Source organism: Anaeromassilibacillus sp. 1001302B_160321_C8, from assembly GCF_015554745.1.
GTDB lineage: Bacteria > Bacillota > Clostridia > Oscillospirales > Acutalibacteraceae > Anaeromassilibacillus > Anaeromassilibacillus stercoravium.
This window is the reverse complement of record NZ_JADNJD010000004.1, coordinates 150,125-172,757: the sequence shown is the minus strand read 5'-3', so window position 1 is coordinate 172,757 and position 22,633 is coordinate 150,125. Positions and strand designations below refer to the sequence as shown.

The 22,633-nt window shown below is 53.1% G+C and carries 23 protein-coding genes and 1 other RNA gene; 20 read left to right on the top strand and 4 right to left on the bottom strand.

The genetic code is table 11. From position 1 onward, the window contains the following. The first annotated feature begins 138 nt into the window (after positions 1 to 138). The 20 genes from I2E77_RS04705 to I2E77_RS04610 all read left to right on the top strand — a co-directional run bounded on the left by I2E77_RS04705 (position 139) and on the right by I2E77_RS04610 (position 18,316). Complete coding sequence (locus I2E77_RS04705) at positions 139 to 636, top strand: MarR family winged helix-turn-helix transcriptional regulator (RefSeq protein WP_087230784.1); 498 nt, start codon at positions 139 to 141, stop codon at positions 634 to 636. Between the two features lie 233 nt (positions 637 to 869). Beyond that, positions 870 to 2,792: a TasA family protein gene (locus I2E77_RS04700; RefSeq protein ID WP_195450707.1), complete on the top strand. Its 1,923-nt coding sequence runs from the start codon at positions 870 to 872 to the stop codon at positions 2,790 to 2,792. A 23-nt stretch (positions 2,793 to 2,815) separates the two neighbouring features. Beyond that, positions 2,816 to 3,796: a hypothetical protein gene (locus I2E77_RS04695; RefSeq protein WP_195450706.1), complete on the top strand. Its 981-nt coding sequence runs from the start codon at positions 2,816 to 2,818 to the stop codon at positions 3,794 to 3,796. A gap of 224 nt (positions 3,797 to 4,020) precedes the next feature. Next, positions 4,021 to 4,371 carry a DRTGG domain-containing protein gene (locus tag I2E77_RS04690; RefSeq protein ID WP_087230791.1) on the top strand — a complete coding sequence of 117 codons (351 nt, stop codon included), beginning with the start codon at positions 4,021 to 4,023 and terminating at the stop codon, positions 4,369 to 4,371. Then, a complete protein-coding gene (locus tag I2E77_RS04685) occupies positions 4,368 to 4,811 on the top strand; it encodes an ATP-binding protein (RefSeq protein ID WP_087230793.1) in 444 nt (147 codons plus the stop codon). Before I2E77_RS04690 ends, I2E77_RS04685 begins: the two co-directional genes overlap by 4 nt. A gap of 3 nt (positions 4,812 to 4,814) precedes the next feature. Further along, positions 4,815 to 6,131: a [Fe-Fe] hydrogenase large subunit C-terminal domain-containing protein gene (locus I2E77_RS04680; RefSeq protein WP_195450705.1), complete on the top strand. Its 1,317-nt coding sequence runs from the start codon at positions 4,815 to 4,817 to the stop codon at positions 6,129 to 6,131. Continuing rightward, positions 6,121 to 6,453, top strand: a complete 333-nt coding sequence (locus I2E77_RS04675) for a hypothetical protein (protein ID WP_191362629.1) — start codon at positions 6,121 to 6,123, stop codon at positions 6,451 to 6,453. The genes I2E77_RS04680 and I2E77_RS04675 overlap by 11 nt, the downstream gene beginning before the upstream one ends. Beyond that, the gene (locus tag I2E77_RS04670) at positions 6,450 to 7,169 is read left to right on the top strand and encodes a PHP domain-containing protein (protein ID WP_191521007.1); all 720 of its coding nucleotides are present in this window, start codon (positions 6,450 to 6,452) and stop codon (positions 7,167 to 7,169) included. The genes I2E77_RS04675 and I2E77_RS04670 overlap by 4 nt, the downstream gene beginning before the upstream one ends. 187 nt (positions 7,170 to 7,356) lie before the next feature. Continuing rightward, on the top strand, positions 7,357 to 7,854 hold the full coding sequence (locus tag I2E77_RS04665; protein WP_087230803.1) for an NADH-quinone oxidoreductase subunit NuoE family protein: 498 nt from the start codon (positions 7,357 to 7,359) through the stop codon (positions 7,852 to 7,854). A 25-nt stretch (positions 7,855 to 7,879) separates the two neighbouring features. Further along, a complete protein-coding gene (locus I2E77_RS04660; RefSeq protein ID WP_243252531.1) occupies positions 7,880 to 8,410 on the top strand; it encodes an ATP-binding protein in 531 nt (176 codons plus the stop codon). A 1-nt stretch (position 8,411) separates the two neighbouring features. Continuing rightward, positions 8,412 to 8,783 (top strand): (2Fe-2S) ferredoxin domain-containing protein, encoded by a 372-nt coding sequence (locus I2E77_RS04655; protein ID WP_087230809.1) that lies wholly within the window; start codon positions 8,412 to 8,414, stop codon positions 8,781 to 8,783. A 12-nt stretch (positions 8,784 to 8,795) separates the two neighbouring features. Next, a complete protein-coding gene (nuoF, locus tag I2E77_RS04650) occupies positions 8,796 to 10,589 on the top strand; it encodes an NADH-quinone oxidoreductase subunit NuoF (protein ID WP_087230810.1) in 1,794 nt (597 codons plus the stop codon). Between the two features lie 18 nt (positions 10,590 to 10,607). Continuing rightward, positions 10,608 to 12,353: an NADH-dependent [FeFe] hydrogenase, group A6 gene (locus I2E77_RS04645; RefSeq protein WP_087230812.1), complete on the top strand. Its 1,746-nt coding sequence runs from the start codon at positions 10,608 to 10,610 to the stop codon at positions 12,351 to 12,353. Between the two features lie 248 nt (positions 12,354 to 12,601). Further along, entirely contained in the window at positions 12,602 to 13,879 is a 1,278-nt protein-coding gene (locus I2E77_RS04640; protein WP_243252524.1) for a dihydroorotase, read from the top strand. Between the two features lie 42 nt (positions 13,880 to 13,921). Further along, on the top strand, positions 13,922 to 14,851 hold the full coding sequence (gene pyrF / locus I2E77_RS04635) for an orotidine-5'-phosphate decarboxylase (RefSeq protein ID WP_087230818.1): 930 nt from the start codon (positions 13,922 to 13,924) through the stop codon (positions 14,849 to 14,851). Beyond that, on the top strand, positions 14,848 to 15,612 hold the full coding sequence (locus tag I2E77_RS04630; protein WP_330608906.1) for a dihydroorotate dehydrogenase electron transfer subunit: 765 nt from the start codon (positions 14,848 to 14,850) through the stop codon (positions 15,610 to 15,612). The genes pyrF and I2E77_RS04630 overlap by 4 nt, the downstream gene beginning before the upstream one ends. A 12-nt stretch (positions 15,613 to 15,624) precedes the next feature. Then, positions 15,625 to 16,536: a dihydroorotate dehydrogenase gene (locus I2E77_RS04625; RefSeq protein WP_191521005.1), complete on the top strand. Its 912-nt coding sequence runs from the start codon at positions 15,625 to 15,627 to the stop codon at positions 16,534 to 16,536. 29 nt (positions 16,537 to 16,565) lie between these two features. Then, positions 16,566 to 17,294 (top strand): histidine phosphatase family protein, encoded by a 729-nt coding sequence (locus tag I2E77_RS04620; protein WP_087230823.1) that lies wholly within the window; start codon positions 16,566 to 16,568, stop codon positions 17,292 to 17,294. Then, entirely contained in the window at positions 17,291 to 17,725 is a 435-nt protein-coding gene (ruvX, locus tag I2E77_RS04615) for a Holliday junction resolvase RuvX (RefSeq protein ID WP_195450703.1), read from the top strand. The genes I2E77_RS04620 and ruvX overlap by 4 nt, the downstream gene beginning before the upstream one ends. 174 nt (positions 17,726 to 17,899) lie before the next feature. Beyond that, on the top strand, positions 17,900 to 18,316 hold the full coding sequence (locus tag I2E77_RS04610; protein ID WP_237966408.1) for an RrF2 family transcriptional regulator: 417 nt from the start codon (positions 17,900 to 17,902) through the stop codon (positions 18,314 to 18,316). 211 nt (positions 18,317 to 18,527) lie between these two features. Here the strand turns inward: I2E77_RS04610 and I2E77_RS04605 are convergent, their stop codons facing one another. The 4 genes from I2E77_RS04605 to I2E77_RS04590 form a co-directional block, all read right to left on the bottom strand. After that, a complete protein-coding gene (locus tag I2E77_RS04605) occupies positions 18,528 to 19,403 on the bottom strand; it encodes a DegV family protein (protein WP_195450702.1) in 876 nt (291 codons plus the stop codon). Between the two features lie 27 nt (positions 19,404 to 19,430). Then, on the bottom strand, positions 19,431 to 20,306 hold the full coding sequence (locus tag I2E77_RS04600; protein ID WP_195450701.1) for a DegV family protein: 876 nt from the start codon (positions 20,304 to 20,306) through the stop codon (positions 19,431 to 19,433). Between the two features lie 125 nt (positions 20,307 to 20,431). Further along, a non-coding RNA gene (gene ssrS / locus I2E77_RS04595) (6S RNA) lies at positions 20,432 to 20,620 on the bottom strand. Between the two features lies 1 nt (position 20,621). After that, the gene (locus I2E77_RS04590) at positions 20,622 to 20,924 is read right to left on the bottom strand and encodes a DUF1292 domain-containing protein (RefSeq protein WP_054324595.1); all 303 of its coding nucleotides are present in this window, start codon (positions 20,922 to 20,924) and stop codon (positions 20,622 to 20,624) included. Positions 20,925 to 22,633 lie beyond the last annotated feature (1,709 nt).

The following is a 22,633-nucleotide window of genomic DNA, read 5'->3' as shown; positions in this document are numbered from 1 at the left end:
TGGCGTCCTATTAGATGAAAATATTTTGGAAGGCCATGGAGATTTAGGCTTTCCCTTGACAATCGTTCAGGGTTTTTATAATATTAATATGCTTAATTGTTTATAAAACAAAATATTAGGAAAAGGAACGGTTGCCATATGGAAGAATATGAGGATTGGGAAGCACATTGTGGGAAAAAAATATTGGATCTCTTCTGGCGATATAAATGCGTAAAGCCTCTTTTTGTGCAGAGGGATGGCTTGCCGATGAGCGCTTTTTTTATGTTACATAAGATTGAGGTATGCGGAAAGCTGCAAAAAGAAAATGGCGGCGATGATGGCGTACGCATTTCTGAAGTAAGCCGGCGTACACAAATGTCCATGCCAGCGGTGTCACAGATGCTGAACTCTTTAGAAGGGAAAGGGCTCGTTGCCCGCAGTATGACGAAGAACGATCGCCGTGCGGTGTTTGTCTGTTTAACTGAAAAGGGCAAGGCCCTTTTGGAACAGAACCGAAAAGAAATTTTTTCCATACTGGATGAAGCGGAACACCGGTTGGGAACAGAAAACCTCAACCAGCTCATAGAGTTGTCGGCCCGTTTGTTTGATATCTTATTGGAGATCGAAAAAGAAAAGTTGAGTGACAATCGAGGATAGTGATGTGCTGCATATGATGTTTTTATTGGCTTTCCATAAATGAAAGAGTTTGCATATTTGTAAATCGAAATTTTTATTAATGGTTTTTGTATATAGTAGGGTTATAAAAAGGGATAATAATCGGAAAATACGAATGTAAATCGCACTTCAAATTGTTTATAATAACAATAACAGGAAGATGAGCAACATCTTCCAGATATATGTCCTATATTGAGGGTTTAGGCGGGCAGGCTATGAAAACCTGCCAAAACAATGGAGGTGCAGAGATGAAGGCAAAAAAGAGCAGAGTCATTTTGTCTGGCGTGTCCCTGCTGTTGGTGCTGTGCCTATTGGCGGGCGGCACAATGGCGTGGTTCACAGACACGGAGAAGGTCGCCACGAACTTCTCAGCAGGTATTTTGGATGTCAGCGTGAAGCCGGGCGAGGAAGGACAGACGGCCCTCGATTTTGAGAACCTGCGCCCGATGCTGTACGAGAACTTCTACAAGGAACTGGACAAAAACGAATGGAACAACGACGTAACACAGGGCGGCACGACCGGGCTGAAGGACAGCCACTATGAACCGGTCCCGGCGTACTTCAAGCCGGTGGACATCACGAACGAAGGCACACTGCCAACAAAGGTGAAGCTTTCCCTGGAAGCGGGCAATGGCTGTGCGGATGGCGAGCCGATCCTGACGGACGACAACATCACCATCACCCAGGACGGCAGCAAGCAGGACTGCGCGAACCGTCTGGCGCCGGTGCTGAAGGTGTTTGTCTACAAGCTCGTGGGCGAGGACTGGACGCTGGTGGAAGGCGTCAACCTGAACACGGCGTATGACGAGGACGCAGCGAACCCGGATGGCGTGGCGTCTGAGAACACGGCGGAGGAAGCCAACAGTACATACATGACGGCGATGATCCCGGCGAACGGCACGGAGCGCTATGTCATCGCGGGCTATCTGCCGGAGACGGTTGGCAACGCCTACCAGGGCCAGCATTACCACGGCAATCTGGTGCTGAATGCGTACCAGATGGACGACACTGCGGCCGGAAATCCGGACGAGGGCGGTTCCGGCACAGAGGATCCGGACGATCCGGACCGCTTTGAGGACAACGTGACCATCGAATGGCGCGAAAACACAGCGGACGGCACGCTGGTGCAGAGCCGGAAGGTGACGGTAAAGAGCGATACCACAATTGCCGCGGCGGACTATGATGCACCGCAGGGCTATGTGTACAGCCCGGCAGCAGCGGAGCAGTCCAGCGCGGTGACGGTTGACGACGAGACGGGCAAGGCAACCCCGGCAACAGTTGTCTTCACGGTTGTTCCGGTTGGCAGCGGCGAGGAGCCGACGGATCCGAATCCGGATTTTGCAGGCGGCGATGGTTCGGAAGAGGACCCCTTCCTGATTATGAATGCGGAGCAGTTCAATAAGATCCGCAATTACAGCGATAAGCATTTTATCCTGGGCGCGGATATTGCATTGGGCGAGTATGTGCCGACCCCATCTCTCAGCGGCAGCTTGAACGGGGAATACCAGGGCGTCAAATATACGGTAAGCTACACCATTAGCGGCGGCGATAACCTGGGCTTGTTTGTATCGAACGCGGGTACTTTGAAGAACCTAACCATTACAGATGACAGTGCCATCAACACAACCGGCAACAATTGCGGCACGATTGCAGCAATCAACAGTGGCACAATTGAAAACTGTGTTTCCCATGCCACAATTAACGGGGGATTAGAAGCATCTCCGGAGAACGAAGGAAAAAATAGTAATTTCGGAGGAATAGTGTCCCAAAATACAGCAGGGGCCGTGATCCGGAATACGACCTTCCAGGGGAAGATCAACCCCAATTTGAGCGACGTGGATCTTACAATGGCAATGTATCCGTTTATCGCTATGTATCAAAACAATGCTGGTTTGGCGGTTAGCAATTCAGGAACTATTGAAAATTGCACAGTAGCTGCACCGGCGGACGACGCCAATGTGAGAGGCGCCGAATACAACGCCGGGCTGGTTGTGCAGAATATGGGAACAATTACGGGTACAAAGACGACCGGAACCGTTCTTTCGGTGCTTACACCAACGAATGATCCGGATAATCTGGAGTTTTCTCATAGCAGTTTGACGGTCTGTTCAAATGAAGGCACGTATATTCCTGCGTGAGAAAGGTGAAAGGGGTGCAATACATGAAAAAGAGGTTGTTTTCTCTTCTCTTAGCGGTATGCATGCTGTTTTGTGTTTCGTCGGTGGCTTTTGCATATGATTATTCGATCGACGGAAGTTACCAGGTCGAGTACCGGATCAACGATAATGGCTATAAAACTTTGGAATATTTATGGGTCCCTTGCGGTCAGACGGTTACAGTGGAATACAAGTGGACAACTTCCCCGGCTTATCCATATGAATACGCCTGGGTGCTCCATGTGAATGGAGTGAAAATTCCTTCGCGTGGACTCAATCAATATGGCTGGCTGTATGCTTCCCCAAGCCTGGAAGAGGCGACGGGTATAGAAGGATTGACAGGGTTTGACATTGTGCCCGCACAATATGCGGTCATCCGGAATGGAAAGCCGAACCCGCTGAGCGTGGATTACACGGCCCCGGCTACGGGAAACGGCTCCACTACCAAGTATTTTTCGCTCAGGCAGCTATCTTCGACGTTTTCTGTGTATTTTGAAGACGAGGATGGGAACCGTATAGAGAGCCTATCCTGTTCGTATCGCCCCATCTCCTATGGGGAGTTTACCCTTGATGCGGATGACGTGCAGGCATACTTGGCAGAAAACGGTTATGAGCTTGTCCCGCCGGAGCAGTCCTATACCGTAAATTATGGGGTGGATGCTTCCGGGAATGACGTATTTGAACCTTCCGAGGTGGTATTTATCGTGCGGCCCATCCAGGAAGAGCCGGAGCCAGCCGAGTTGCAGGTGAATTTTGTGGACCAAGAAGGAACTCTTGTAGAAGAGCTGTCCTACACCTATACCACTGAAGAAGAAAAAACCATGACTTTCAATGCGGAAAGTATGTATGAATATTTGGCGGAAAAAGGTTATCTCCTCTGGCCGATGGATCAGGCAGCCACGGTGAGCTATACCAGTGCAGATGGATTCTCTCCTTCTGAGGTGACATTCAAAGTGATGCAGGTATCGAGCAAGACCTTTTCTTGATAAATCGATCCCCTGGCTTTAGCCGGTAAGGGCTATAATTTGTGAACGAATAGAATTAAGGATACCCTTCTCTAAAATGGTTTGTTAGAGAAGGGTATTTTTTATGTCGCTCTTTTTCGTTCGGCAGTTGTTTCCGCCTTTGTAATATGTTATAATAAAAATGCATAAATTTTATCGTTTAACATTCAAAAACATTGTATAGGATGAAACAGGAGGAACGTTCTATGAAGGTACGCGATGTAGTAAAAATTTTAAAGGCGGATATCCTGGTAGAGGGCGACCTCGATTTGGAGGTCCGCACGGCGTGCGGCAGCGATATGATGAGCGACGTGCTGGCCTTTGTCAAGGATCAATCCGTACTGCTCACGGGCCTGACGAACCCACAGGTTGTGCGCACTGCGGAGATGATGGACATGCATTGCATCATCTTTGTCCGCGGGAAGGAGATTGACGCCACTGTCCTAGAGTTGGCAAAAGAGAAGGGGATCACCGTGCTGAAAACCCCTTACCGTATGTTTACCGCATGCGGGCTGCTCTATACCAATGGCCTGTCAGGGGGAAGTGAAGTCGGATGAGTGCCCTAACATTTGATTATGTGGTGCCAGGCGACGATTTCACCCAGGCTGGCGCGGCTTCCAGCGATGTAAAACGGAAGCTAAAACAGATTGGCTGCAATGCGGATGTCATCCGCCGTGTAGCGATCGCGATGTATGAAGGGGAAATCAATATGGTCATCCACGCGGGCGGCGGCACGGCGCATGTGGAAATTGACCCGGATAAAATTTATGTGGTTCTCGAAGATCATGGCCCAGGCATCCAGGACTTGAGCAAAGCGATGAAGGAAGGGTGGTCCACAGCGCCGGACAATGTACGTTCCTTGGGTTTTGGCGCAGGGATGGGCCTTCCAAATATCAAAAAATATTCCGATATCCTAGACATAGATACCAAAGTGGGAGAGGGGACAGCCCTTTACATAACTGTATTTACCGATAGGAACCGGGTGGGCGGTGATTAAACGATGGAGAAATTCTTCCATTCGGTCATTTTGGATAAAGAGAAATGCATGGGATGCACCAATTGCATCAAACGCTGCCCGACGGAGGCGATCCGGGTGCGCGATGGAAAGGCGCAGATTATCTCAGAGCGTTGCATCGATTGCGGCGAGTGTATCCGCGTTTGCCCACATCATGCAAAACGGGCGCGGTTTGACCATCTCTCCGAGTTGGACAACTACTCCTATAAGATCGCTCTTCCGGCGCCGGCTTTGTTCGGGCAGTTTAACAATCTGGACGACATCGACATCGTCCTCACCGGGCTCAAGAAGATGGGGTTCGATGAGGTGTATGAGGTTGCGCGCAGTGCGGAGCTGGTTTCCGATGCCACGCGCAAGTTGATGCAGCAGGGGCATCTGGAGCGGCCCATCATCAGCTCGGCGTGTCCGGCGGTGGTCCGTTTGATCCGCGTGCGGTTCCCGGAACTCTGTTCGCATGTGCTGCCGCTGAATTCCCCCATGGAGACGGCGGCCCGCTTTGTGAAAAAGGAGGCGAGGAAGAAGACCGGCTTGCCCTTGGAAAAGATCGGCGCGTTTTTTATCACGCCCTGTCCAGCCAAGGTGACGGACACAAAATGCCCGATCAGCACCAAGACGTCCTATGTGGACGGTGCAATTGCGATCAGCGAGATTTTCCCCGCCTTGGTGGAGAAAATGGAGAAAGCGGAGACAGTTGAGCCGTTGATGCAGTGCGGTGTGATCGGCGTCGGCTGGGCGTCCAGCGGCGGCGAGGCGGCGGCGCTGCTCAATGACAAATATCTGGCGGCGGACGGTGTGGACAATGTCATCCGCGTGTTGGAAGAGTTGGAGGACGAGCGCATCAAGGAGCTGGACTTCATCGAATTAAACGCCTGCGCGGGCGGGTGCGTTGGAGGGGTGCTCTGCGTGGAAAATGCCTATGTCGCCAAGGCACGGCTACAGCGGCTGCGCCGGTATCTCCCCGTTTCGCAGAACCATTTGGAAGAGGGGATTCCCCCTTGTATGCAATGGCAGGATAATTTGGAATTTGCGCCCGTGCTCAAGCTTTCCGACGATATGGGCGAAGCCCTGCGCATGATGGCCGATATCGACAAAATCTGTGAGAAACTGCCGGGGCTGGATTGCGGCTCCTGCGGCGCGCCAACCTGCCGCGCATTTGCGGAGGATGTGGTCCGCGGATCTGCGAAGGAAAATGAGTGTATCTTTATTCTGCGCGAGGAAATTAAACAGGTCGCCCAAGCGCTCTCCTCTATGGGAGGTTTTGTGCCAGGGCATCATAAGGAGGCCGATTCCGATGAACGTTGAGCAAGTTTGCAAGCAATTGGAGCTGCATGTACTGGTGGGGGAGGACCTCTCCCGCGAGGTGACTGGAGGCTATACGGGCGATCTGCTCAGTTGGGTCATGGCGCGCTTGCCGGCGGATGCAGTATGGTTTACCGTGATGGGCAATGTCAATGCAATCGCCGTGGCGTCCCTGGCAGACGCTGCCTGCATTGTCCTGACGGACAATGCGTCGTTGGACGAGGAGGCGCGCGTCAAGGCGCAGCAGCAGGATATTCTGGTTCTCGGCAGCGAAAAGAATAGCTACGAGCTCGGCGCGCAGCTGGCGGAATTGCTGAAAAAATGAAGTTCTTCTACGACTTTCACCTGCATTCCTGCCTTTCGCCCTGCGGGGACGATGATATGACGCCCTACAATTTGGTCAATATGGCAAAACTGTTGGGATACGATATCATTGCGCTGACGGATCATAACTCCTGCCGGAACGCCGCCTCTGCGGTCAGAGCGGGGGAGCAGGCGGGCCTTGTGGTGATCCCTGGCATGGAGCTGTGCACGCAGGAGGAAGCGCATGTCGTGTGTCTGTTCCCGGACGTCCCGTCCGCAGAGGCGTTTGAAGAATTTGTGCGGGAAAAAAGCCTGGGAATCCCCAATCGGCCCGAGATCTTTGGTCATCAACTGGTGATGGACGATCAAGACCGCATCCTTGGGGAAGAGGAGCGTTTGCTCATCAACGCCACGCAAATCGGGGTGGATCACGTCCTGCGCGAGGCGAGGCGGTTTGGCGGGACAGCTTTCCCGGCGCACGTGGATAAGCCGGCATATAGCGTAATCGCTTCCTTAGGGGCGATTCCCCCGGAGGCGGGGTTTCGTACGGCAGAGATCAGCTTTTCCGGGGACCCGGAGAAGCTTCTGCAAACGAATCCGGAACTGTCGGGCCTGTTCATCCTGCGAAATTCCGACGCTCATTACCTGGAACACATGCGGGACCCCGGCCCGGTGCTGGAGCTGCCGGAAGCATCTGCTGAGGCGGTGATCCAGCTTTTAAATGGACAAAATTCATAATTTTACATAATTATATGAATAATTATTGAACATGATTGTTTCGAGTATATTTCATGGAGAAATTACAAAAAAATTGTAGATTTTCTACAAACAGTATGCTATAATAAATCATAATGCATTTGAGGCGAAATGTTCGAAATATTACGAAACATTTTGCTGCATTTGGAAATCACAGGGAGGAACAAGAATGCAAAAAAAAATAAGCAATTTGCCTTTTCAAGGGACTCCGGAGCAGGAAAAGAAGCTGCACGAAGTAATTGAAAAGCACAAAGATGACAAAGGCGCGATCATGCCGGTTTTGCAGGAGGCCCAGGAGATTTATGGCTATCTGCCGGTGGAAGTGCAAACCATGGTGGCGGAAGGCCTCAACAAGCCGTTGGAGGAAGTCTTTGGCGTGGCGACCTTCTATTCGCAGTTCTCGCTCACCCCAAAGGGGAGATATAATATCTCTATCTGCCTGGGGACGGCCTGTTATGTAAAGGGCGCAGCTGCAGTCCTGGATAAGGTGAGTTCTGCCCTTGGCATCCAGCCCGAAGAATGTACCCCGGATGGGAAGTTTTCTTTGACCGCTTGCCGCTGCATCGGCGCTTGCGGTTTGGCGCCGGTTATGACCATCAATGATGATGTGTATGGCCGTTTGGTGCCGGAAGAGGTCGACGGGATCTTGGCAAAGTACAACGACTAAGATGCGGGAACTCTCTTTAAATGTGATGGACATCGCGCAGAATTCCATTTCGGCGGGCGCATCCTGTATCACGGTGGACGTCTGTGAGGACGCCGCATTGGACCGTTTGACGATCCGGATTGTGGACAACGGCCGCGGAATGACCGCGGAACAGGTTGCCCGTGTAATAGACCCCTTTTTCACCACGCGCACCACGCGCAAGGTGGGCTTAGGAATCCCGCTCTTTAAAATGGAGGCGGAGATGACGGGCGGCGGGCTGCGGATCGACTCCGAGCCAGGAAAAGGGACGACGGTAACGGCGGAGTTTGTGCCTTCCCATGTGGATTTTATCCCTTTGGGGGACATCAACGAGACGATCCTATTATTGATTACATGCAATACAGACCGGGATTTTGTCTTTCATCACAGGATTGATGACCGTGAATTTACTTTGGATACCCGTGAGTTGCGCGGGATTTTGGGCGAGGAAGTGGAGCTGAACGTGCCAGATGTTGTGGCATGGATGCGGGACTTTCTCAAGGAACAAACAGAAAGCATCAAAGGGGAGAAAATATAGTATGAAGTCATTAGCGGAACTTCAGGCAATCCGAGATAAAGCCCGCGGCAAGGTTACGCTGCGGGAAGGACAGGACGACGCGATCCGCGTATTGGTCGGCATGGCCACCTGCGGCATCGCTGCGGGCGCACGCCCGGTCCTCACCACCATCGTGGACGAGGTGGCGAAAAGAGGCCTCCAGAACGTCATGGTTACCCAGACGGGATGCATCGGCATCTGCCAGTTTGAGCCGGTTGTCGAGGTTGTGGAACCCGGCAAGGACAAGATCACCTATGTGAAGATGACGCCGGAAAAGGCGGTCCGCATGGTGAACGACCACCTGGTCAACGGCAACGTCGTCACGGAGTTTACCATCGGCGCGAATTCAAAATAAGGAGGCTGTAAAATGTATCGTTCGAATGTACTGGTTTGCGGCGGTACGGGTTGTACCTCCTCGAACAGTGAGCTGATTATCCAGCGTCTGAAAGAGGAAATTGCCGCGAAAGGCCTCGAGCAGGAGGTCAATGTCATCCGTACGGGCTGCTTCGGCCTCTGTGCCTTGGGCCCGATTATGATTGTATATCCAGAGGGCGCGTTCTATAGCATGGTCAAGCCGGACGATGTGCCGGAGATCGTGGAGGAGCATCTGCTCAAGGGCAGAATTGTCAAGCGCCTTCTTTATCAAGAGACCGTGGTGGAGAATTCCAACTCCGTCAAGTCTTTGAACCATACGCCTTTCTATGAAAAACAGCACCGCGTTGCGCTGCGCAACTGCGGCGTTATCAATCCCGAGGACATCGACGAGTACATAGCGGTCGACGGCTATCAGGCGTTGGGCAAGGTTCTCACGGAAATGACCCCACAGGACGTCATCGATGTAATCACCAAGTCCGGCCTGCGCGGCCGCGGCGGCGCAGGTTTCCCGACCGGCCGGAAGTGGCTCTTTGCCGCACAGAACCAGGCGGATCAGAAATATGTGTGCTGCAACGCGGATGAAGGTGACCCAGGCGCGTTCATGGACCGTTCCATCTTGGAAGGCGACCCGCATGCAGTTCTGGAAGCCATGGCCATCGCCGGCTATGCGATCGGCGCGTCCCAGGGATATATTTATGTCCGTGCCGAATACCCAATTGCGGTAAAGCGCTTACAGATTGCCATCGACCAGGCCAGAGAGTACGGCCTGCTCGGTAAACATATCTTTGATACCGATTTCAATTTTGATATTGAACTCCGCCTTGGCGCCGGTGCGTTCGTCTGCGGCGAAGAGACGGCTTTGATGACCTCCATCGAGGGCAAGCGCGGCGAGCCGCGTCCGCGTCCTCCGTTCCCAGCACTCAAGGGCCTGTTTGGAAAGCCGACCATCCTGAACAACGTTGAAACGTATGCCAATGTCGCCCAAATCATCCTGAAGGGCGCGGACTGGTTCGCCTCTATGGGTACGGAAAAGAGCAAGGGCACCAAGGTGTTCGCTCTGGGCGGCAAGATCAAGCACACCGGCCTAGTGGAAGTCCCCATGGGCACCACCCTGCGTGAAATCGTCGAGGAGATCGGCGGCGGCGTGCCGGACGGCCATACCTTTAAGGCAGCCCAGACCGGCGGCCCTTCCGGCGGCTGTATCCCGGCCTCCCAGATGGATGTACCGATCGATTACGACAACCTGATCGCCATCGGCTCCATGATGGGTTCCGGCGGCCTGATTGTCATGGACGACACCACCTGTATGGTGGACATCGCGAAGTTCTTCCTGGAATTCACCGTGGATGAATCCTGTGGAAAGTGTACCCCGTGCCGCGTTGGTACGCGCCGCCTGTTGGAAATCCTCAATAAGATCACCAGCGGCAACGGCACCCTGGAGGACATCGACCGTTTGGAAGAGCTCTGCAATTATCTGAAAGAAAATTCGCTCTGCGCTTTGGGCCAGACGGCGCCGAACCCGGTGCTCTCCACCCTGCATTATTTCCGCGATGAGTACATCGCGCACGTCACGGAGAAACGCTGCCCGGCGGGCGCATGTAAGGCGTTGACGAATTACTATATCCTCGAAGACAAGTGCAAAGGCTGTACGCTTTGCGCACGCAACTGCCCGGTCGGGGCGATCAGCGGTACCGTGAAGAAGCCGCATGTGATCGATACGAGCAAATGCATCAAGTGCGGCGCTTGCATGGAGAAGTGCAAGTTCAACGCGATTGTGAAGAGATAAGAAAGGAGTGTGCCATCAATGGATATGGTCAATATAAAAATCAACGGCATGCCCCTCTCGGTGCCGAAGGATTCTACGATTTTGGAGGCTGCACGGTATGCGGGCATCAACATCCCCACACTGTGCTTCCTGAAGGATATCAACGAAATTGGCGCTTGCCGTATGTGCGTTGTAGAAGTGAAGGGCGCCCGTTCTTTGGTTGCGGCCTGCGTTTATCCGGTCAACGAGGGGATGGAAGTTTTCACCAATACACCGAAGGTGCAGGAATCCCGCAAGCTCACGCTGGAGCTGCTGCTCTCCGTGCACGACCGCAAGTGCCTCACCTGCAAGCGCAGCGGAAGCTGCGAGCTGCAGTCCCTCTGCTATGAGCTGGGCGTGGACGACGCCGAGCACTTTGACGGTGCAAAACCGGAAGCCCAGAAGGATGAATCCACGGAGTATTTGGTCCGCGACAATGGAAAGTGCATCCTCTGCCGCCGCTGCGTGGCCGCCTGCGCCAACCAGCATGTGGCTGTGATCGGACCGAACGGCCGCGGGTTCGATACCCACATTGGCTGTATGTTTGAACGTCCGCTGAACGAAGTGGCCTGCGTTTCCTGTGGCCAGTGCATTGTGAGCTGCCCGACGGGAGCCCTCACAGAGCGCGACCAGTGCGACGAGGTCCTTGCAGCGATCAACGATCCGGAGAAATATGTCGTGGTACAGACCGCTCCGGCCATCCGTGCAACTTTGGGCGAATGCTTCGGCATGCCGGTCGGCACCAATGTCAAGGGCAAGATGGTTGCCGCCCTGCGCCGCCTGGGCTTTGATAAGGTGTTTGACACCGACTTCGGCGCCGACCTCACCATCATGGAAGAGGCCACAGAATTCCTTGACCGTGTGAAGAACGGCGGCGTGCTGCCGATGATCACCTCCTGCTCGCCCGGCTGGATCAAGTTCTGCGAGCATTATTTCCCGGACCTGCTGCCGAATGTGTCCACCTGTAAGTCCCCGCAGCAGATGACCGGCGCGATGATTAAGACTTGGTTTGCAGAGAAGAACGGCCTTGACCCGAAGAACATCGTCGTGGTCAGCGTCATGCCCTGCATTGCAAAGAAATTTGAGATCAAGCGCGACGACCAGGATGCCGCAGGCGAGGGTATCCCGGATACGGATATCTCCATCACCACGCGCGAGCTGTCCCGCCTGATCAACCGTGCGCATCTGGACTTTGTCAACCTGCCCGATGAGGAGTTCGACGACGCGATGGGTATTTCTACCGGCGCGGCCGCGATCTTTGGCGCGACGGGCGGCGTTATGGAGGCGGCGCTCAGAACCGCAGCGGACGTTCTGGAGGGCAAGAGCCTGGACAACATCGATTACACCGAGGTGCGCGGTACCGAGGGCATCAAGGAAGCCGTCTATCATGTCGGCGGCATGGATGTCAAGGTGGCGGCGGTCAGCGGCCTGAGCAACGCCAACGAGGTGCTTGAGAAGGTCCGCAAGGGTGAAGCCGATTATCACTTTATTGAGATCATGTGCTGCCCGGGCGGTTGTGTCAATGGCGGCGGCCAGCCGATCCAGTCCGCAACGGTCCGCAGCTTCACAGACCTCAAGGGCCTGCGTGCAAAGGCGCTCTACGAAGAGGACAAGAACCTCCCGCTGCGCAAGAGCCACGAGAGCCCGCTGATCAAACTGGTGTACGACGAGTATTTGGGCGAGCCCGGCAGCCACAAGGCACACGAGCTTCTGCACACCAGCTACGTTGCCAGAAAGAGATTCTAATCGTTTTATAAATAAGATTGGTCGATACAAGGCCCGGACAGTGCTTCTGTCCGGGCCTTTTTATGAGGATTCCAAAGAGGGCCAGAAGGATTCTGTCTTCTTTAGAATCCATCTGGCCGATCCGCCACACAAAAATAGATGAAAAATCGCCGGAGCGTCGGTCGTTTTTCGAGCGAAAGGCTTCCTTTACTTTTTTTGGCGGAATCGGTATAATAGAACCAACAAAAATTCCATCCAGGAGGTGCGCTTTGGAAAAGCTTTTACTGCGGCACGCAAGGATTCTCGACCCGTCCTCTGACTTGGACCAGATCGGGGATCTTTTGCTGGTAGACGGTTCTTTACAGCAGGTTGGCGGGACGGTCGAAGCATCGGACGCGCAGGTGATCGACGCAAGCGGGATGGTTGCAGCCCCCGGACTGGTGGATATGCATGTCCATCTGCGCGACCCGGGTTTTACCGAAAAGGAGGACATCCTCACCGGCTGTCGTGCAGCGGCGGCGGGCGGTGTGACCAGCTTGCTCTGTATGCCCAATACGAAGCCGGCCATCGATACCCCGGAGACGGTGCGCTACATTTTGGACAAGGCTTCCCAAGCGGATGCGCATGTCTATGTGGCGGCTGCCATTACAAAAGGATTGCAAAGCGAGGAATTGGACGACCTTGCGGCCCTGCGGGAGGCAGGCGCGGTTGCATTGAGCGACGATGGGCGCCCGGTTGTCCATTCCCGCTTGATGGCCCGTGCAATGCAGGCGGCGCCGGAGCTGGGAATGCGGGTGGTATCCCATTGTGAGGACCTTGACCTCTCCAAGGGCGGCCTGATGAACGAAGGGGCGGTTTCGCGCGAACTGGGCGTGCCAGGTGTGCCCAACGCGGCCGAGGACTGCGGAACGGCGCGGGACATTGCTCTGGCGGAAGCGTATCAGGTCCCGATCCATATCTGTCATGTGAGTTCTCGCACGTCGGTGGCCATGATTCGGGATGCAAAGCGCCGGGGCGTGCAGGTGACGGCGGAGACAGCACCGCATTATTTTAGCCTGACCGACGCCCTGCTGCGGGCGCGGGACGCGGATTTCCGGATGAGCCCGCCCTTGCGCACGGAGGCGGACCGCTTGGCGGTGATCGAAGGGCTTCGGGATGGGACCATCGATGCGATTGCAACCGACCACGCCCCACACACGCCGCAGGAAAAGGCGGATTTTTCCAAAGCGCCGAATGGGAGCATCGGGATGGAGACCTCCCTCGCTGCCGGGATCACCTACCTGGTCAAGCCCGGCCTGCTGACGCTTCGGGAACTGCTTCGGTTGATGAGCACAGCGCCGGCCAAGATCTTGAAGATTCCGGCGGGAACATTGGAGACCAGTAGGCCGGCGGATCTGGTGCTGTTTGACCCGGAGGAGCAGTGGACGGTGGACCCGGAGAAGCTGCACGGGAAGAGCCGCAATGCGGTCTTTAAGGGGCGGCTTTTGACAGGGCGCGTGAAGTTGACCATCTGCGGCGGCAAAATTGTCTATCGCGATGGCGAATGAGGAAGAAAAACGATCAGAGAAAATAGAAGGGTGGAAAAGAACATGGCATTTGACCGACTGATAGAGCGGATTGCAACCTTGCAGAACCCGACTGTGGCGGGATTGGACCCAAAACTCGACTATATCCCCTCCTATATCAAGGAGGAAGCCTTTGCGAAATATGGAAAGAATTTGGAAGGCGCAGCGGCAGCGATCCTGGAATTCAATAAGGGATTGATCGATGCGCTGTGTGAGATTGTCCCCGCAGTGAAGCCCCAGTGCGCCTATTATGAGATGTACGGCTGGCAGGGGGTCAAAACGCTGCACGATACCATTGCCTATGCGAGCGAAAAAGGGATGTTCGTGATTACGGACGGCAAGCGCAACGACATCGGCACAACGATGGAAGCTTATGCGGCAGCGCACCTCGGCACGGTCCTGGTGGAAGACGAGCTCTGCGTCCCGTTTGGCGGGGATGCACTGACGGTGAACGGCTATCTGGGTTCGGACGGCATCAAGCCGCTCCTCTCCATCTGCAAGGCGGAGGATAAGGGCATCTTTGTGTTGGTCAAGACCTCAAACCCCTCCTCTGGCGAGCTGCAAAATCGTGTTTTGGACGACCAGAAGACGCTCTATGCCACGATGGGGGCGCTCTGCGAGCAGTGGGGCGAAGAACTCCCCGGCAAGTATGGCTATTCGGGCGTTGGCGCGGTCGTCGGTGCGACGTACCCGGAGCAGCTGCGTGAGCTGCGCTCGGCCCTGCCGCACACCTTCTTCCTGGTGCCCGGCTATGGGGCGCAGGGCGGCGGCGCCAAGGATGTGGCCCCGGCCTTTGACGCCAACGGCCGCGGTGCAATCGTGAACGCCTCCCGCTCCATCCTCTGTGCATGGCAGAAGCAGCATGCGCCGGAACACGATTATGCAAAGGCGGCCGCGGCAGAAGCGGTGCGCATGCGCGACGAAATCGTAGGGGAGATTGGAACGATCAAATGATGAAATACGATGTAAAGGATTGCAAGCTTCTGCAAAAGCGTGAGCTTGCAAAGGATATTTTTGACTTCGTTGTGGAAGCGCCGGACTTTGCAGCGGCTGCGCAGGCGGGCCAGTTTGCGCATATCTATGTGCCGGGCAAGACGCTGCGCCGCCCGATTTCGATCTGCGGCGTAGATCGTGCGGCTGGGACATTGCGCTTCGTGTTCCAGATCCGCGGCGAAGGGACCCGCATTTTGGCAGGACTGGAAGAGGGGGCAACCCTCGACATCCTGGCGCCGCTCGGGCACGGCTTTGTCTTGGGGGATTGTTCCCGCAAGGCGGTATTTGTGGGCGGCGGAATCGGCGTCCCGCCGCTTTTGGAGGCGTCGAAAGCATTTGGAAAGAATGCGACCGCTGTGCTCGGCTTCCGCAACCGGGACGCTGTGATTTTGGAAGAGGATTTCCGTGCCAACGGCTGTGAAGTGCGCATAGCCACCGACGACGGCAGCATGGGGCACCACGGCCTGGTGACGGATTGCCTGAAGGACCTCGATTTTGATGTCCTTTTTGCCTGCGGGCCGACGCCCATGTTGAAGGCGGTCTCTGCGGTTGCAAAAGAGCGCGGTGTAGAATGCCAGATCTCCTTGGAGGAACGCATGGCCTGCGGCATCGGCGCGTGCCTGGGATGCGCCTGCAAGCTGCTCGCAGATGGACGGGAATATTTTGGGCATGTCTGCAAAGACGGCCCGGTGTTCCCCTATCAGAATGTTGTTTTGGATTGAGGAGGCGGGAACATGGCTGATTTACAGGTAAAGATCGCAGGGGTTGCGTTTGAAAACCCACTGATTGCCGCCTCCGGCACCTTCGGCTTTGGCCGGGAATACCAGGAATTTTATCCGCTCTCCACATTGGGGGGGATTTCCTGCAAGGGCATTACCCTTCAGGAGCGTCCAGGTAACCCGCCGCCCCGCATTGCGGAAACGCCCTCCGGGATGTTGAACTCGGTGGGCCTGCAAAATCCGGGTGTCGATCACTTTATTGAAGAGGACCTTCCCTGGCTGAAACAGCAGGGGACGGTCGTCATTGCGAATATCGCGGGGAACACGCAGCAGGATTACTGCCGTATGGCGGAAAAGCTCTCGGAGAGCGACGTCGATATGGTGGAATTGAATATTTCCTGTCCCAATGTCAAGCACGGCGGCGTTGCCTTCGGGACCTCCTGCGCAAGTGTGGAAGAGATCACGGTGGCTGTGCGCAAGTATTGCCGCAAACCGCTGATTGTCAAGCTGTCCCCCAATGTTGCCGATATCGGGGAAATCGCGGCCGCGGCGGAAGCAGGCGGCGCAGACGCGATCTCCCTCATCAATACGTTGACAGGTATGCGGATTGACATCCGCACTCGCCGGCCGATTCTCCGCAATAACACGGGCGGGCTTTCCGGACCGGCGGTATTCCCAGTCGCTGTGCGCATGGTGTGGCAGGCGGCGCAGCGCGTCAAGGTTCCGGTCATCGGGTTGGGCGGTATCAGCACTTGGCAGGACGCCGTGGAGATGTTGCTGGCCGGTGCGTCGGCCCTGCAGATCGGCACTGCTTTGTTTACAGACCCGTATGCGCCCATCAAGATCTTGGACGGCCTGAACCGCTATTTGGATGAGAACCACATTGCTTCTGTGACTGAGCTGACGGGCGCCGTGTGTGCCTATTGAGTTAATCCCATTTGGAAGGTTGTGTTCGCATGGAAACACTTCATTCATCAAGTTATAACGCCATTCCCCAAAAGCCGGAAGGGGCCACCCGCATTTTGTTGGTGCGCCACTGCGAAGCGGAGGGCAATACGAACGGGCGGTTCCAGGGCAGCTCCGACTGCGGGATCTCCGGCAATGGGGAAAAGCAGTTGGAACTCTTAGCCCTGCGCCTCCGGAATATACGGATTGACGCCATGTATTCCAGCCCGCTCAAGCGCGCTTGGTTGACCGCGGAGGCGGTCAACCGCTATCATCATCTTCCGATTCATGCGGAGAAGCGCTTGCAGGAAATCGACGGCGGCGATTATGAGGGGCTCCTGTGGGCGGATCTGCCCAAGGTCGCGCCGGAGCAGGACGCCAATTGGTATACCGCGCCGCAGAATTTTTGCGCGCCCCATGGGGAGAGCATGCGCCAGGTCTATGACCGCGTATGGGAAGCGGTGCGTGCCATTGTGCGCGAAAATCCGGGAAAGACGGTCTGTGTGGCGTCCCACGGCTGTGCCATCCGGAACATCCTCTGCCATGCGATGAACAAACCGTTGGAGCAGTTGAACGATGTGGATTGGTGCGACAACACAGCCGTCAGCGTGATCGACTTCGATCAACAGGGGAACCCCCACCTCGCCGTATGGAATGATGCCTCCCACTTGACGCCCGAGGTCTCCGTATTTGCCAAACAGACCTGGTGGCGGCGGGAGAATCGGGAGCGTAGACGATGAGAATTTTAGCAGTTGATCTGGGAAAAGCGCGCACGGGCTTGGCCGTGTGCGATGAGGGGGAGCTTTTGGCTTCCCCAGCCGGTGTGATTCAGGAATACAACCGGGAACGCCTTGCGGCTGCCGTTGCCGCAAAAGCCGGGGAATATCGTGTGGGCGAAATTGTTGTAGGGCTTCCGCGCAATATGGACGGCAGCGAGGGCGAAAGCGCCCAAAGCGCGCGCGTATTTGCCGAACAGCTGCGCGCTTTGATCGATGTGCCGGTGCATATGCAGGACGAGCGCGGGACAACCATCACAGCGCACGGATATCTGAACGACACGGATACGCGGGGAAAGAAGCGGAAGGCTGTGGTCGATGCGGTGGCGGCAACGATCATTTTAGAGGATTATCTGATGTACCGCCGGAATCGGAAGCATTTGTCCAACAACTGAATCGCGTAACAACCATGGGGACAGATACGGTTTCCATGGTTGTTTCTTTATTACTGAAATTTACGTTTGTTTTTTATACAATCTATAGAATTTTTGCAGAAAGCAAGAGGATAAACTTGACAAGTATTATCAACTTTGCTACGCTAAGTACGAATAGAGTCAAAAGAGGTGAGTGTGCTGCTGATTACACGGGAAGCGGATTATGCGCTGCGCATCATGCGTGCATTGGCAGGTGGAGAGCAGCGGACAGCGGCGGACATTTGCCAGCAGGAACAAATTCCGGATCAATTTGTGTATAAGATCGCAAAAAAACTGGAAAAGGCCGGTTTTATCAAGATTGTCCGTGGTGCAGAGGGCGGTTGCCGTCTGGCGGTGGATCTGCGTACGGTAAGCGTCTATGATCTGATGGAGGCTTTGGACACGGACCGGTTGGTCAATGCATGCATGCAGCCGGGATATCGCTGTAATTGGCAGGAGGCACATATAGAACCCTGCGGGTTTCACCGCCGTTTTGAAGAAATCCAAGAGAGAATGGATGCCCTTTTGCGCAGTTATAGCATCGATTGGCTTTTGTATGGGCGATGTTTATAGCGTGAGCGTTACATCCCATAGAGTGAGGATCACTTGCTAGATTTTGTAGCTACAGTATTCGGTTTTAGCCATCTTTTGCATATACGTTTAAGACCTTCAAGTCTTATTATCCTTTTATACCGGAGAAATCCTGAAGAAAGAAAGCGGATGTATAAACCAAACAGAGAGGGCCGTTGCGAATAGGCAACGGCCCTCTCTGTTTGAAATTCGGCTAATTCCGTCCCTTTCCGATATAAAAGATAGCAATTGCGCCAGGGCCGGTGTGCGAGCCAATGATAGGCCCGATGTTATTTGTCACAATACGTTTGATATGATACCGGCTTTTGATCTCCTTTTTGAGGTAGGCGGCATCGTCCGGGCAGTCACCGTGGACAATGAAGACCACTTGATCCCCTGTATCCCGGAAGGTTTTCTCCATATGCTCTAAGAGGATGTGAAGTGATTGCTTACGTCCGCGGACTTTTTCCATAGGGACCAGCTTTCCGTCTTCCGTAATACGCAAGATAGGCTTGATTCCTAACATAGTCCCTACCAACGCGGCTGTACCGGAGAGCCGGCCGCCCCGCTTGAGGAAGTGGAGGTCGTCCACGGTGAACCATCCAGAGACGAGCAAGCGCTCGTTTTGTACCCACTGGTACAGCTCTTGGATGGTCATCCCTTCCCGTTGCTTTTGCACAGCCGCATACACCAACAGGCCCGTGCCGAGCGTAGCGGTCAAAGAGTCCGCCACAAGGAGGGTTTGCTCCGGATATTTTTTGCACAATTCTTCCGCGACCATCACAGAATTGTGATAGGTGCCGGAGAGCGCAGAGGAAAAACCAATATAGAGGACGTCCACACCGTTTCGTAGATAGGATTCGAAGACGTCGGTGAATTCTGCTTGGTTGATTTGGTTGGTAGTGGACATATCCCCGTTGCGCAGGCGGTCAAAGAAATCTTTGGCGGTGTATTCACGCTCGTCCGGATAGTGGGTATAGCTTTCTTCTCCAAAATTAAAAGACATGGGAATCACATGAACGCCCAATTCCTCCACCAGTTTTACAGGAAGGTCCGCACATGCATCCGTTATAATTTGGTATTGGCTCATTGAATCGCTTCCTTTCCATAGATGTACCTAGTCTTTGCTCTTCCCTAGGAAGAATAGGGCAACCGTCCCCGGCCCTGCATGGGATCCGATCACAGGCCCGATATAGTTGATATAGACCTTTGGTACAGAAAAGCGCGCTTTCACTTGCTTGGCCACATATTCGGCGTCCTCTGGGGCATTTCCATGGCTGATAAAAATCGCCTGGTTTTCCGGATGCTCCACGGCTTTCTCCATATGGTTGACAAGCGCATCCAGCGCATTTTTGCGCCCACGGACCTTTTCCACAGGGATCAAGTGGCCATCATTGTCAACATGTAAGACCGGTTTGATCCCTAGCATAGTTCCAAACAGGGCTGCTGCGCCGGAAACACGCCCGCCGCGCTTGAGGAAATTCAGATCGTCCACCGTGAACCAATGCGCCAAACGGTTGCGGTTTGCCTCTACCCAGGAGGCCAGTTCGTCGATCCCCATGCCCCCCCGTTGCTTTTGTACCGCATGGTAGACCAGCAGCCCCTCGCCCATAGAAGCAGCGAGGGAATCTAACACAAGAATACGGCGGCCGGGATATTTTTCAGAGAGTTCCTGCGCAGCAAGGCGCGAATTGTTATAGGTCCCCGATAGACCGGAAGAGAAACCAATATAGAGTACATCGGTTCCGGCCTGAAGGTAGCGTTCGAACGTCTCTGTAAAGGTAGTGGCGTTAATTTGGTTGGTGGTAGCAGTTTCTCCGGAGGCCAAACGCTCGTAGAAGGTCCGATTGGATAATGCACGCTCATCCGGGAATTGAAGATAAGACGCACCGCTGAGTGTAATTTCCATGGGGATGATTTCAATGCCTAATTCTTCTGCAAGCGCAGGGGAGAGATCTGTGGTGGAATCCGTGATAATTTGGTAACCGTTCATCCTTATAACTCCTTTGCTTACAACCTCTTTAAAACATAAACAAAGATATCCGGAAAATTGGCAATAGGGCCTTTGGCCGCTATAAAGAAAGGCCCCTGTTTGGAAAACAGGAGCCGCGTCATTTAAAAAATCCCGCCTGGCCGTAATGTGCGAAATAACCTGCCTACGAAAGACAGGTGGGTGCCCGCCCAACGGGTTTCCACTCCCTTCTTCCAGCAAAAGCCGGGAGGTCTGCGGTCTGCCGCCGGAGCAAAGCTCCCGATTTAAAAGTGTAGGGTTATTTATACACAAGTCCACGCACCAGGCAGGGAAAGCTTATTCTTCCGGATCTTCCTCTTCGTAAAGCTCTTCAAAATGCTTTTCGAAGATTTCCGCAAGGCGGTCGAGAAGCTCTTCGTCTTCTACTTCCGCAAGCTGCTGCTCGCCGTCCTCTTCGATCGCCTCAAAAATGTAATAGGTGCCCTCTGAATCCACCTCATCCTGCGGGTCATCAAAGGTAGGAAGCAGAGCATAGAAACATCCTTCGTCATTATCAATCACATCGAGGATTTCAAACTCATGTTCTTCACCCTCGTCATCAATCAAAGTAATCAAATCCGCGCCAAACTCGTCGTTCAATCGGTTCATCTCCTTCGCAGTGTGTTTTTCTGTTACTCATTTTACCTTTATAAGAGCAGTAAGTCAACAGAAACTTTTGGTTATCGAGAAATCCATTTAAAAACTGGCGGTTGAAAGGTAGAGAGGCATTGTATCTTGGCAGAACAGGAAGATTACATAGCCCTATGGACCTTATGTGCAACGGATTAGAAAAAATATCATATAAATTTTAAAAATGTTAGAAAAAAGTATTGACAAACACGAAAAACGCGTTATAATAGAATCAGAAACAGGGGAGAGAAAAAGAAAAACGCAGATGCCTTCACAAAAGGAAACCCATAAGGTAATATCCCAAAAAGGATATTATGAAGATTGGCTTCAGAAGGCATGGAAAGTCTCCAATGTATGATTTCAAGAAAGGGTGTGAGTCCAATGAACAGTGAGCCAATTCAACTGAATAGCGGCTGGTCAGTCGGGCCCATGCCGCTTATTCAATAAAATTTAAAAAACAGCATGTAGCTGTAACTCCTGAGACAATCAGTTGTCTGTCCTAATTTTCTTTTATTTAGCAACCAATTGAGATGCCAGGGGACAACGCGGAAACAAATCGGTTGGAAAATACAGAGGAGTTGAAACGTTGCAAAAACTGGTAAATCCAAGTAAGTAACCATTGGATGGATACAGAGCGACGAGCAGGATGGAGCAAAAGGATCAGTGGTTTAACGGGCACTGCATTGTGATTCCTACAAAGCCTGTGACGCTGGAAATCTGGATGAAAGAACAGAACGAAAGACAGGATGAGGTCTACAAGCAATTTTTCAACAAACTTTAAATTTGCGGAGTGGATAGCCTGTAATGCCGGATTCTGAAAAGACCGGAGCGAAAGCAGGAGAAAACAAAGCAATTAAAGAATTGAAGAAAAATTGCATTTGAGAAAGCCAACAATGCCTGTAAGCTGGATTCCTTTCAAACAGATACAGACCGAAAGCAGGAATGCGGATAGCAATTTCAGTTTGATCGAGAAATTGTTGAAACCATGGAGCTGAGATGCCTGCAATGCTAATTCCTGAAAATGAAGTGCTTACAAGGTTGGTCGCAGAACCAAGAAGAGCGGTAATTTTGAAAGCGATAAGATCCCGTTAGATCGTAAGTTGAAGAAAAAATTAGCGTGTTTTTTCTTGGGGAAGCAATCATTCTGGATGTTCAGAAAAGTGAAAAGCCCGGCCGGGTACTTTTTGCAACACTTGATGAACAAGAATGAATGATTCCAAAGCATCTCGTTTTTATAAAATAAAACGAAAAGGAATGAGTCCAAAGGGCAATTTGGTTTGAGCTACCATTCATTTGAGAAAGGAAACGGTTCGTATTACGCTTCAAAGATCAAAGATGGTGTGCGAAAGCACGGAGCAAATCTTATCGGGAATCGCGTGACCTATAATTTGAAGCCTGTTTTACTCTTCGTAAAAGAGTTGGTTCGAGAGAACAGAGAATAGTAGGTGAGTCCAAAGTATAGTTAAAACACGCATGAAATTCTTTTGAAAGATGAATTGCTTCCAAGGTGATTCCCAAGTGCTAAATACAAAAATCCGAGTCTATCGAGATGGTAGGTAAAGATTTTTAGATAGTAAGAGGATCGAAATTGTTCAATAACTCAATATAGAAGCTCCGGTGATTAAGGTTACCGGAGCTTTTGTTTTTATACCTTCCCATTTTTTCAATTCTCCGGTATA